At 68.0% G+C, this 10,934-nt stretch carries 12 protein-coding genes; 3 read left to right on the forward strand and 9 right to left on the reverse strand.

Features of this window, described 5'->3' with window-relative positions; translation table 11 throughout:
- Window positions 1–122 precede the first annotated feature (122 nt).
- Both J2Z79_RS16170 and J2Z79_RS16175 read right to left on the reverse strand, forming a co-directional pair.
- Window positions 123–1,079: a YkvA family protein gene (locus tag J2Z79_RS16170; protein WP_209467940.1), complete on the reverse strand. Its 957-nt coding sequence runs from the start codon at window positions 1,077–1,079 to the stop codon at window positions 123–125.
- A 1-nt stretch (window position 1,080) separates the two neighbouring features.
- Window positions 1,081–1,350 (reverse strand): hypothetical protein, encoded by a 270-nt coding sequence (locus J2Z79_RS16175; RefSeq protein WP_209467941.1) that lies wholly within the window; start codon window positions 1,348–1,350, stop codon window positions 1,081–1,083.
- A gap of 117 nt (window positions 1,351–1,467) precedes the next feature.
- Between J2Z79_RS16175 and J2Z79_RS16180 the strand changes: the two genes are divergently transcribed.
- A complete protein-coding gene (locus J2Z79_RS16180) occupies window positions 1,468–2,256 on the forward strand; it encodes an RNA methyltransferase (protein ID WP_209467942.1) in 789 nt (262 codons plus the stop codon).
- Between the two features lie 99 nt (window positions 2,257–2,355).
- On the forward strand, window positions 2,356–2,706 hold the full coding sequence (locus J2Z79_RS16185) for a hypothetical protein (RefSeq protein ID WP_209467943.1): 351 nt from the start codon (window positions 2,356–2,358) through the stop codon (window positions 2,704–2,706).
- A 208-nt stretch (window positions 2,707–2,914) separates the two neighbouring features.
- On the opposite strand, the gene J2Z79_RS16190 is transcribed toward J2Z79_RS16185, so the two are convergent.
- The 7 genes from J2Z79_RS16190 to J2Z79_RS16220 form a co-directional block, all read right to left on the reverse strand.
- Complete coding sequence (locus J2Z79_RS16190) at window positions 2,915–3,379, reverse strand: hypothetical protein (protein ID WP_209467944.1); 465 nt, start codon at window positions 3,377–3,379, stop codon at window positions 2,915–2,917.
- 329 nt (window positions 3,380–3,708) lie between these two features.
- Window positions 3,709–4,890 carry a PRK06851 family protein gene (locus J2Z79_RS16195; RefSeq protein WP_209467945.1) on the reverse strand — a complete coding sequence of 394 codons (1,182 nt, stop codon included), beginning with the start codon at window positions 4,888–4,890 and terminating at the stop codon, window positions 3,709–3,711.
- Between the two features lie 126 nt (window positions 4,891–5,016).
- Window positions 5,017–6,048, reverse strand: a complete 1,032-nt coding sequence (locus tag J2Z79_RS16200) for a siderophore ABC transporter substrate-binding protein (RefSeq protein WP_209467946.1) — start codon at window positions 6,046–6,048, stop codon at window positions 5,017–5,019.
- A 40-nt stretch (window positions 6,049–6,088) separates the two neighbouring features.
- Window positions 6,089–6,868 (reverse strand): iron ABC transporter ATP-binding protein, encoded by a 780-nt coding sequence (locus J2Z79_RS16205; RefSeq protein ID WP_209467947.1) that lies wholly within the window; start codon window positions 6,866–6,868, stop codon window positions 6,089–6,091.
- Window positions 6,862–7,824, reverse strand: coding sequence for an iron chelate uptake ABC transporter family permease subunit (locus tag J2Z79_RS16210; RefSeq protein ID WP_209467948.1), 963 nt, complete (start codon window positions 7,822–7,824; stop codon window positions 6,862–6,864). Before J2Z79_RS16210 ends, J2Z79_RS16205 begins: the two co-directional genes overlap by 7 nt.
- Window positions 7,814–8,782, reverse strand: a complete 969-nt coding sequence (locus tag J2Z79_RS16215) for an ABC transporter permease (RefSeq protein ID WP_209467949.1) — start codon at window positions 8,780–8,782, stop codon at window positions 7,814–7,816. The genes J2Z79_RS16210 and J2Z79_RS16215 overlap by 11 nt, the downstream gene beginning before the upstream one ends.
- Window positions 8,783–8,889: 107 nt before the next feature.
- Window positions 8,890–10,392, reverse strand: coding sequence for a helix-turn-helix domain-containing protein (locus J2Z79_RS16220; protein ID WP_209467950.1), 1,503 nt, complete (start codon window positions 10,390–10,392; stop codon window positions 8,890–8,892).
- A 213-nt stretch (window positions 10,393–10,605) separates the two neighbouring features.
- On the opposite strand from J2Z79_RS16220, the gene J2Z79_RS16225 reads away from it, so the two are divergent.
- On the forward strand, window positions 10,606–10,851 hold the full coding sequence (locus tag J2Z79_RS16225; RefSeq protein ID WP_209467951.1) for a hypothetical protein: 246 nt from the start codon (window positions 10,606–10,608) through the stop codon (window positions 10,849–10,851).
- Window positions 10,852–10,934 lie beyond the last annotated feature (83 nt).

Consider the following 10,934-nt stretch of genomic DNA (forward strand, 5'->3'; position numbering starts at 1 on the left):
TTCTGCCCGCTTCGGGGCGGGGTTCCTCTTCGACATCCTACCCACCGATTCCCTGCCCCGGCTGCGGCGTAACCCCCGTGACGCTGGTGCGGCAGGGATGGGCGCAAGGGCTCTCCACCAAGCTAGGCCGACCGGTTCAGCACCTTCTGCAGCGAGGTCAGAACCCGGTTGGGCAGGACCCGGGTGATCAGGCCAAGGCCCTCGCGCACAAGCTCCAGCACGTCGCCCTCGCCCGGCCAGGCCTCCTGCAGCACCTCGCGCGGCACCAGTTTGGCCATCTGGTCCACCGCCAGCAGCGCCAGGCCCAGGTCGTCGATCTCGCCGATCAGCGGCAGCGGGTCGGGGATGAGGTCGATCGGTGAGATGAAGTAGGCCACCGTCGCCCCGGCGATTACCTTGGCACCCGCTGGCACACGCGGATCCCGGGCCAGCCGCACCAGCATGACGAAGAAGTCCGGGACCGCCAGGAGCCACGGGATCAGCGGCTGCGCCCACTTCGGCGCCATGCTGCTTGCGTAGCGGCGAACCTGCTCCCGCAGGTTCTGGTAGAAGCCCTGATGTTCGGGAATCGACTGCTCCTCCTGGCTGGGGACCGGCACCAGGGCTCCGGGCTCCACGGTGCCCAGTCCGGAGGGGTCGATGGGAAAGGCCATCACGTCGGCCAGTTCCACGGTGACGGCCGAGCGGTCGATCTGCACGCCCCTGAGCCGGAAGCTCACCGGCACGTGCTCCAGCACCTCGGTCAGGTCGAGCCGCCAGACCCCGTCCTGGTACTCGCCGGGCAGCGCCTCGAAGGCCTTCTGCAGGGCCTTCTCCTTCACGAACCCCGGCAGGAGGCCCATGTTCGTCCACGTCACCCCCAGCTTGATCAGGCTGCCGGCCGCAGCGAGGACGCTGAAGCGCAGCTCGACCGGAACCGCCATGCGGACGGCCTCCACCGGCACCCGCAGCCGAAGGATCAGCGCACCGGTCTCCAACTCGATCCGCAGGTCCTGCACCGACCCCGCCGCGAAGCCGGTCAGGGCCTCCTCGAGGTCGGTCACGCTCAGGGTCAGGGTCACCGCCGTCGCCCGCAGCAAGCTAATCCCTCCACTCCCCCAGGCCGTCCCTGGTCGTCAGCGCCCAGGAGACACGCTCCCCCCCGGCGTCGCGCCACTCCACCTTCCAGGCCCACCAGCCGCGTCCGGTGTCCGGGAAGGGGCTGCCCCTGCGGACCCGCTGGAGGCGGAGCACCTCCCCGCCCCGCCGCCGCACCTCGTCGGTGAGCAGCGCCCGGTCGTGCCGGGTACGGATGACGAGGACGGCCACGATTGCGGTTACTGCCAACACAATGACGACCAGGTAGTTCATTATGCTTCACTCCACTCGAATAGATTCTCCCGCAGGCTGAAAGGTTCGGCAGGCCCGGGAGCGCAGCCCGGCGAACATGGGCAATGCTAGAGGACGAAGCAGGAAAGGGATGGACACATGGAACACGGCACGCACCCTCTCGACGCGGTGGCCCTGGTGCTCTACCAGCCGCAGGACGTGGTGAACGTGGCGGCCATCATCCGCGCCATGTCCAACTTCGGGCTGTCCGACCTGCGCCTGGTGGAGCCGGCGGCCTTCGACCCGTACCGCATCGCGGGCATCGCGCACCACACCGAGCCGCTCATCGAGCGCACCCGCCGCTTCCCCACGCTGGACGCGGCGCTGGCCGACTGCGGCCTGGTGCTGGGCACCACGGGCCGCCCCCGGGAGGTCGCCCGGCCGGTCTACGCACCCCGCGATGCCGCGCCGGCGGTGCTGGCGGGCGCCCGGCAGCGGCGGGTGGCCATCCTCTTTGGCCCGGAGCAGGACGGGCTGCCCAACGCCGCCCTGGACCGCTGCCACGGGATCATCTGCATCCCGACGCACCCGTTCAACCGCTCGCTTAACCTGGCCCAGGCGGCGCTGGTGGTCGCCTACGAGCTCTGGATGGCGGCGGGCTCCGCCGATGCCCGTGACGCTGCGCCTGCGGGGGCCGAGGCGTCCCCGCCGGCGTCCGGTGCGGAGCTCCAGGCGCTCTTCGCCTCCGTCGACGCGCTGCTGCAGGCCCTTTACCCGGGCGGCAGCGAGACCCGCCGCGCCCAGGCGGCGGCCAGACTGCGCGCCCTGCTGCTGCGGGCGGTGCCCCGCAGCGAGGAGGCCACGGCCCTCACCAACCTGCTGCGCCACGCAGCCCGGGCGAGTGGGCTGCGCCGTCTGGATGGCCAGGCCGGTGGCCACCAGGTGTAAGGAGTTTCACGGTCTCCCCGGTCGAAACCTGCTGCCAGGCGCCTGGTATGTTGCCCAAACGCGTGGACATACCCTCCTGACGAGAGGAGGGTATGTCCTATGTCCACGCTTTCCGTCAGGGTCGCGAACCCGTTCCTGCTCAAAGGCTCCCTGGAGGTGGCGCTGGAGGTCGCCCGTATGGACCTGGCCGTCGCCGAGGTCGAGGCCGTCCGGGACCTGCTGGTGACGCTCCCCCACACGGTCCGGCCGGCGGACCTGCACCTGGCGCTCCCCCAGGCGCGGGCCGTCCTGCTGGCGCTGCGCTACTTTGCCCACTCCCGCACCCGCTACTGGCTGCGGGAGGAGATGGTCAGCGCCCTGAGGGAACTGGAGCGCACGCTGGTGCGCCATCTGCAAGATGCGGCCGGCGGTGGGTCAGACGCAGAGGGACCCCAATCTCTGCCGCCCTGAGGGAGCCGGAGCGCGCTGGTGCGCGATCGAACCCGCGCAGCCGGGGCCGGGGCATATCCACCGCATTCTAGCCCCCATCCGGGTTACGGAGAACATCGTTCAGCGACACAGACGTCGACTCTATCCGCCACTTCCCGTCAACCCTGATCAGGCGGGCCACCCCGTCGTAACTCCTGGTCACAGCCTCCGCAGCGTCGAGCAGGTCAATTTACCAGTCAACGATGACCTCGGGGTAGCGTGCGGGATCCGCGGCCGCGAGGGCCCGTGTCAGGTCTGCCATGTCCTCTTCGCTTGGGTGAGGCACTCTCTGGGTGATGTGGTAGTTTACAGTGGCTGCATCACCCGTGATGGTCGACCCATCGAGCGCGATTTCCAGCCGCGCAAACTGGGCTTCCCCGAGTCGGGCGAGCGCTTCGCCCGCTTCCCACTCGATCCAGACAACCTGCGGTTCCACCGGGACATCCTGCGGCCACGGCGACGGGAGGTCGCCTACTCGAGCGTCCTCCGCCACATACTGCCGGGCGCGCTCGAAGTCCAGGTCCTTCACTGCCGCAAAGTAGGCGTCCACAACCGCTTCAGGGCTGCTTGGCTGGCTCAGGGCGGCACACCCGCCGAGCGCGGGCAGCAGCGCCAGCAGGCCCAGGAGCTTGCGAGGCGAACCCAACTGGATCACTCCCTACACGGCCCTTGCTTCCAGGCTACGGATGTCATGTCGGTCCAACTCCAATCGCAGACCCATGCTGGTCGAAGTACGGCTCCCCATCCATGCACGTATGCCCGAAAACCCAGGCGTTGCTTGTTGATCCACTCACGTAACGTCCTTATCGACTATCTAGTTGCATGTTACCGTCTAGCCCGAAGACGTACAATTCATTTTGCTATGCAATTGTGTGCAATGGCGAGAGCAGACTCTCGCACTTTGACGTACAACGTTCCCTGATTGCCGGACCCACAGCCCGGTCAACCAGGGAACGTTGCGCCCGTTCGTTCAGCTTGGGGTCACTACTCCCTCTCCCGCTCTGCAATCATGGCCAGGATCCGCTCCAGGGTCTCCTCCCTCACCCGCGCGATGGCGGCGAAGTCCATGTGGGGGATGTAGCAGCGCTCCAGCTCGTCGTGCAGCGCCTTGGCCTGGCCCAGGTGGTGCATCTCACGCTGGATGGCGGTCCGGTAGGCCGCCTCGGCCGCGGCGATCTCCGTCGCGAAGGCCGACAGCCTGTCCCGGTCGACGAACTCGCCCGTGTCGATCACCTCGTCGCCCGGCTTCGGTGTGTACTCGTGGGGCCAGAACGACGTGAGCACCCCTGCCGCCGTGTCGTGCACCCGCACGTGGTCCACCCGCTCCGGGTACATCGTGCAGTGGAAGGCGTCCAGGCGGTAGCCCCGGGCCAGGGCGGCGTCCGCAACCCGCCCGAGGATCGTCTTCTTGCCCGTCCCGGGCGGCCCCACCAGCACGACGCGCCGGTCGAGGCGGTCGAAGAGCGAGTCCAGCCAGCTGCGCTCGCCGTCGTAGGTGATGGCCGAGGCGAACAGCCGCCGCACCCGCCCGGCGGACGGCCGCTCCTGGGCGCCCGGTGCCGGACCCCCGAACGGCTGCCCGTCAGGAATGTCGCCTGCGCGGCCCGGGCCGCCTGCCGGCGCCACCGCCTCGATGACCGCCTCGCTGGCGGCGTAGACCCGCGCCGTGTCCAGGCACTCCCGGTGGTAGGCCGCCCACTCCTCCAGCCAGGCCAGCGCGGCCCGGCGGGCGTCGTTCGCCCGCCTGAACCAGAACTTGTAGCCGCGGGTCAGCCGGACGATCCGCTCCCGGACCTCCTTCGCCCGCAGCGCCGGCTCCTCCCAGTACTGCCCCAGGTTGATGATCTCGTCCACCGCCCCGGGGAACTGGGGGTCGACCACATGGGGTGCGGTGCCGTCCATCAGGGCGGCGTCCGCCGCGGGGATGTAGATGGCGTCGATGGCCGCGTTGTCGGCGGAGCAGTGGAAGTACTCCACGTCGTGGCCCCGCTCCAGCACGGCCTCCGCGATCGCCTTCAGGAACGTGGACTTGCCGGTCCCGGGTCCGCCCTTGAGGATGATCACCTTGGTCCGGGCGGACGGGGCGATCTGATCGTAGCGTGAGTAGAAACCCTGCGGGGTGTTGGCCCCCGCGAAGAAGTGGCTCGTGGCCCCTCGCTGGCTCATGCGCTCGGCACTCCTCTCGGCTTCAGCCTGTTACGTGGCGGCCCAGCCTATGCGCGCCTGCGCCGAGTGGTGCCACACGCGCTGCGGCCCCGCCGTGAATGGCGGGGCCGCCGGACGCGCCAGGCGCTAGTCTACGCTCGCCGCGATCTCCTTCACCATCTCGCCCACCGATACCAGCCCGCCGCCCGAGAGGTACCAGTAGTTCGGGTCGAGGTAGATGATCTTGCCGTTCTTGTAGGCGTTGGTCTGCTTGATCAGGTCGTTGTCCAGGGTGTCCTTGGCCAGCTGGCCGCCGCCCGAGACCACCGCGGCCCGGTCGATGACGAAGATGTAGTCGGGGTTCTTCTCCTTCACATACTCGAAGGAGACGCTGTCGCCATGGGTGCTGGCCTGGATCGAGTCATCGGCGGCCGGGAAGCCCAGCACATCGTGGATCAGGCCGAAGCGGGAGCCGGGGCCGTAGGCGCTGATCGCCTTGTCGTTGGAGAGCAGGATCAGGGCCTTCTCAGTGGAGCCCTCGACCTTGCGCTTCACCTCGGCCACCATGTCGTCGATCTTCTTGAGCTCGGCCGCGACCTGCTCTTCCTTCTGGAAGATGGCGCCGATGTACTCCATGTTCTTCCTGAAGGAGCCCATGTAGTCGGCCGTGTCCACGGCCAGGTGGATCGTGGGGGCCAGCTCCTTCAGGGCGTCGTACTGCGGTGCGGTGCGGGTCGAGATGATGATCAGGTCGGGATCCAGGGCGCTCAGCGCCTCGAAGTCGGGCTCGAAGAGGGTGCCGGCGTTGACGTACTTGCCGTCGTCGTACTTGGAGAGGTACGGCGGCAGGTTCGCCCTGGGAACGGCCGCCACCTCCACGCCGAGCAGATCGAGGGTATCCAGGATGCCGAAGTCGAAGACGACGACCTTCTCCGGGTTCACCGGGACGACGGTCTCACCGAGCTGATGGGTCACGATGATCTCAGTCGGCTGCTGGGACGCAGGGGCCGGAGCCTGTTCCGAGGCCCCCTGTGCACGCTGCTGGCCGGTTGACTCGCTGCCGCTGGAGGCAGGGACGGTGCTGGAACCGGACTGCGGGCCGGAGGCGGCGCCGCCACAGCCGGCGACGAGGAGAGCCAGAAGGAGCAGCATGCTGACCAGGGAAACCTTGCGCTTCATCGGAAACCACCTCATGGTTCAGATTTGGGTCATGCATACCTCAGAGGGCAGCGACCTGCTGGCCGGTGAAGTAGATGCAGACCCTGCAGCCACTCACGGTCTCGATGGGTATCTCCATCTCGTAGATCTCGCCCAGCACGTCGGAGCGAATCAGCTGGTCGGGCGTCCCGGCGGCGGCCACCTGGCCGTCCTTCAGGGCGACGATGTAGTCGGAGTAGGCCGAGGCGAAGTTGACGTCGTGCAGCACCAGCACCACCGTCTTCCCCAGGTCGTCGACCATGCGGCGCATGATCCGCATGATCTGCACCGCGTGTTTCATGTCGAGGTTGTTGAGCGGCTCGTCCAGGAGGACGTACTCGGTGTCCTGCGCCAGCACCATGGCAATGAACGCCCGCTGCCGCTGGCCGCCGCTCAGGTGGTCCACGTACTTGTGCTGGATGTCGCCCAGCTCCATCCAGGCCAGGGCGGCGTCGACCTTCTCCCGGTCCTCCCGGGTGAGGCGCCCCTTGGAGTACGGGAACCGTCCGAACTCGACCAACTCCCGCACGGTGAGGCGGATGTTCAGGTGGTGCGTCTGCTTCAGGATCGCGAGGCGCCGGGCCAGCTCCTCGGAGCGGTAGCTGCCGATCTCCCGGCCGTCAATCAGGATCTGCCCCTCGTCCTTGGGGAGCAGACGGCTCATCAGCGAGAGCAGGGTGCTCTTGCCCGCGCCGTTGGGGCCGATCAGCGTGGTGACCGCTCCCTTTCTGACATCCAGCGAGACGTTGCTCAGCACCCGCTTTGACCCGAAGGACTTGGAGACGCCCTTCACCCTTACCATGCCGCTCTCTCCTTCAGAACCAAGTAGAGGAAGTAGACGCCGCCGACGAAGTTGACGATCACGCTGACCGGCGTGGAGTAGACGAACACGCGCTCCATGATCAGCTGTGCACCGACCAGGAAAATCACGCTCACGGCGACGGCGGCTGCGATGATCGGTCCCCGCCGGTAGGTGTCCACCAGGTGGTAGGTGACGTTGGCCACCAGCAGCCCCAGGAAGGTGATGGGCCCCACCAGCGCCGTGGAGGCAGCCATCAGGACGGCGACGATGATCAGCATCCGTCTGACCACCGGCCCGTAGTCCACGCCGAGGTTGATGGCGTGGTCCCGGCCCAGGGCGATGGCGTCCAGCACCCGCACGTGGCGCAGGCCGTACAGCATCACGGGGATCATCACGGCGGCGCCGAGGGCCAGCAGGTTGGTGTTCACCCTGCTCACGGTGGCGAAGAGCCGGGACTGGAGGCCGCTGTACTCGTTGGGGTCGATCAGCACCTGCAGGAAGGTCGTGAGGCTCCCGAACAGCGTGCCCATGACGATGCCCACCAGCAGCAGGAAGTGGAGGTTGGTGCCGTCCCTGCGGAAGAGCGCCTGGTACAGCAGCAGGGCGAACCCGATCATCAGGGCCAGCGTGAGGGCGAAGTTCACCTGCTGGTCGACGAACTGGAGCGTCGTGGTGCCCCAGAGGAAGACCAGCGCGGTCTGGAAGAGCTGGTAGACCGCGTCCATGCCGATGATGGACGGGGTCAGGATCCGGTTGTTGGTGATCGTCTGGAAGATGATCGTGGAGTAGGCGATGGCGGCCCCGGTCAGCGTGATGGCCAGCACCTTCAACATGCGGAGCCGCAGGATGTACTGGATGTTGCCCTTCAGCGGGACGAACAGGTAGAGGCAGACGACGGTGAGCGCCAGCAGCGTGACGATGCCCAGGATGACGAAGGTCTTACGCTCATGCTTCACTGGTCCGCTGTCCCTTCCATAGCAAGTAGAGGAACATCCCGCTTCCGATCACGCCGACCGTCAGGCCGATGGGCACCTCATAGGGGTAGATGATCACCCGCCCGACGATGTCGCAGGCCAGCAGGAAGACCGCACCCACCAGCGCGGTGAGCGGCAGGTTCCGCCGCAGGTGGTCGCCCTGGAAGAGCGAGACCAGGTTGGGGATGATCAGCCCCAGGAAGGGCAGCAGGCCGACGGTGAGGATCACCAGCGACGAGATGAGCGCCACCAGCGAGAGCCCCACGTTCACGACCCGCCGGTAGTTCAGCCCCAGGTTGGTGGCGAAGTCCTCGCCCATGCCGGCGATGGTGAACCGGTTTGCGTAGACATAGGCGGCGATCACCGCGGGCACCGCCAGGTAGAGCAGCTCATAGCGCCCCTTGATCACCAGGGCGAAGTTGCCCTGAAGCCAGGTGGTGACAGCCTGCAGCAGGTCGTACCGATAGGCGTAGAACGTTGTGATTGAACTCACGATATTGCCGAACATTAAGCCGACGAGCGGGATAAAGATCGCGTCCTTGAGCTTCACCCGGTCCAGAATCAGCATGAACAGGTGCGTGCCGGCCAGGGCGAAGACCAGCGCCAGCATCATCTTCTGCATCATCGAGGCCGAGCCGAACAGGATCATCGCCACCAGGATGCCGAGCCGGGCCGAGTCGTCCGTCCCCGCCGTGGTGGGTGAGACGAACTTGTTGCGGGAGAGCTGCTGCATGATCAGCCCCGAGACCCCCATGCCGATCCCGGCCAGGGCGATCGCCGCGGTGCGGGGAAACCGGCTGGTCACGAGCACGGTCCACTGGTCCTCGCTGAGGCGGAAGAGATCGGCCGGCCGGATGTCGGAGACCCCGACGAACAGCGAGACAGCCGTGAGGAGCACGAGGAGAACGGCGAGTACCGGTATCACGAGCGATCTCTTCACTGCGGCCGCACACCCATCACTGCGTCGTCCTCTCTGTTCTGCGAGCGATAATCATTCTCATCAACTTGATTCTATCGCACCCGCCGGTGGGGAGAAATGGACTTTCCTCAGATGCGTATGGAACATCCTTGCTGTCGCGTATGGTCTGCCGCTTCCTGCGCGAGGAGGCGCAGGGTCAGCTGCTCCACCAACCGCTCACAGGCGTCCGCGTCGTCCCCTCCCGTCCAGGGCACCGTGAGGAACTGCACGCCGGGCTCCCCGCCCGTCGTCGCCAGCCAGGCCTCCTCCGCGTCGCCGGCCCGGCGGCCCTCCCGCAGCAGGAAAAGCGCCCACCGGCAGCCGAGCGCCGCCAGGTCGCCCGGCGACGCGAGGCGCGTCTCGCGCAGCCCGCGCACCGCCGCGCTCGGCGTGAATCCGGCGGAGCCGTAGAGCAGGTCGCCCAGGCCAGGATGCCTTCCCCCGAAGACCAGGAGGCCCTCCTCTTCCACCGCCGCCACGATCAGCGGCGCCTCGCCCAGGCGGCTGCGCACGAGGCCCCTGAGGTGGCACAGCCGCCGCTCCATGAGCCCGAGCCAGTGGGCGGCCACGCCCTCGAGGCCGAGCCGCCGCCCCAGCCGCTCCACCCGCTGCCGCCAGGTGAGGTCGCCCTCGCTGACGTCTGCTTGCTTCACGCCGCCACCCTGCCTCGTCCCGGCTCGGCCCGGACGGGCGGCGAGGCCGAAGATGGCGAGGTCGCCGTCGGACACCCCGGCCACGTCCAGGGTTCGGGCGAGCTGTGCAAAGGCGCTGGGGGCCACGCCCAGCTCCCGCTTGAACACCCGGCTGAAGTACAGCTCGTCCTGGTACCCCACCGCGTGGGCCACGTCCGCCACCGAACGGTGCTCGCCGGCCAGGAGGCGGAGCGCCCGCCGCAGCCGCAGCGCGGTCAGGTACTTGTGGGGCGTCAGGCCGGTCATCTCCCGGAAGACCTGGTAGAACCGGTGCGGGCTGACGCCGGACCCACGGGCGATCTCCTCGACGTTGTACTCCTGCTCGCAGCGTGCGGCCATCTGGCTGCGCACCTGCTCCGCGTAGGCCAGGAGCGGGCTGGCTGTCTTCTGCGCGCGCACGCCGCTCAGGTAGGCGGCCATCAGCTCGTAGAGCAGCGCCTGGGCGCGGAAGTGCACCGCAGCCTCCGCCAGGTCGGCCTCGCCAAGTGCCGCCGCCCACGCCGGTTGGGCCCAGCCCGGTGCGGGTTCGGCCCCGGAGAGTGCGTCGAGCATGCGCGCTGCCCCCGGAACGCGCACCGCCACCGGCGCGCCCGTGCCGTACATCCACTGCCTGAGCCCCGCGCCGTGCACCGCGAACTCCACGAGGCGCAGCTCACACCCGTGGTCGCCTGCGCTCCGCACCCGCACCCGCTCACCCGGGCAGATGAGGAGCATCTCCGCCAGGCCGAGCCGGCAGACCCACCGCCCGCGCAGCCCCTCGCCCATCAGGACCAGGCCGCCGCCCGACCACACGAGCCGGCCGTGCCGGGACGCAGGGACCTCCACGACCCGCCGGGCGCCCACCCGGACCCGCTCCTCGCCCCGGTACTGCAGGCCGGCGTGACCGGTGCCATCTCGCATGCTGATCTCCCCTCGCAGGGTGTCACTTCATCGATTATACTTGCGAACGGTTCTCATTATCAAGCTGACCATACCCTGGCACATCCGAGACATCAGGGCCTTGAGACCGTTGGGCCTCTGGACCCCGCACTCACCTGCGCGCCCGCCCCGTTCATCGCCGAACTGCACACCCAGCGCGTCATCCAGCGAGGGAAGGTGTCCGGGAAGACTTCGGTGGACAATCGCAGGGCCACCGTCTACGCACTCACCGAGGGACTCGCGACCACCATCTACTGGATCGACGACGAGACGCGCTTCCCGCTGCGGGTCCGCCAGGCGGCCGGCGGAGAGCCGCAGGTCACCATGGTGGTGCTGGAGATCGAGACCGTGCCGCTCGACGATGCGCTGTTCGCACTGCCAGCCGATCTGCCCGGGGAGCCCTTCGTGCGGGATACGATGCCGCGAGAAGCGATCGAGTAGACCGTAGGGTCGCCCTACGGCCTCTCACAACACCGGACATGCGGGTCACGCATCCGGCGTTTCGTCAAGCACTCCGAGTCGAT

Source organism: Symbiobacterium terraclitae (genome assembly GCF_017874315.1).
In the GTDB taxonomy this organism is placed as follows: domain Bacteria; phylum Bacillota; class Sulfobacillia; order Symbiobacteriales; family Symbiobacteriaceae; genus Symbiobacterium; species Symbiobacterium terraclitae.

Coding starts and splice junctions, on each gene's coding strand:
- J2Z79_RS16175 (WP_209467941.1), bottom strand. CDS start 1,350: ATGAACTACCTGGTCGTCATTGTGTTGGCAGTAACCGCAATCGTGGCC.
- J2Z79_RS16180 (WP_209467942.1), top strand. CDS start 1,468: ATGGAACACGGCACGCACCCTCTCGACGCGGTGGCCCTGGTGCTCTAC.
- J2Z79_RS16185 (WP_209467943.1), top strand. CDS start 2,356: ATGTCCACGCTTTCCGTCAGGGTCGCGAACCCGTTCCTGCTCAAAGGC.
- J2Z79_RS16195 (WP_209467945.1), bottom strand. CDS start 4,890: ATGAGCCAGCGAGGGGCCACGAGCCACTTCTTCGCGGGGGCCAACACC.
- J2Z79_RS16200 (WP_209467946.1), bottom strand. CDS start 6,048: ATGAAGCGCAAGGTTTCCCTGGTCAGCATGCTGCTCCTTCTGGCTCTC.
- J2Z79_RS16205 (WP_209467947.1), bottom strand. CDS start 6,868: ATGGTAAGGGTGAAGGGCGTCTCCAAGTCCTTCGGGTCAAAGCGGGTG.
- J2Z79_RS16220 (WP_209467950.1), bottom strand. CDS start 10,392: ATGCGAGATGGCACCGGTCACGCCGGCCTGCAGTACCGGGGCGAGGAG.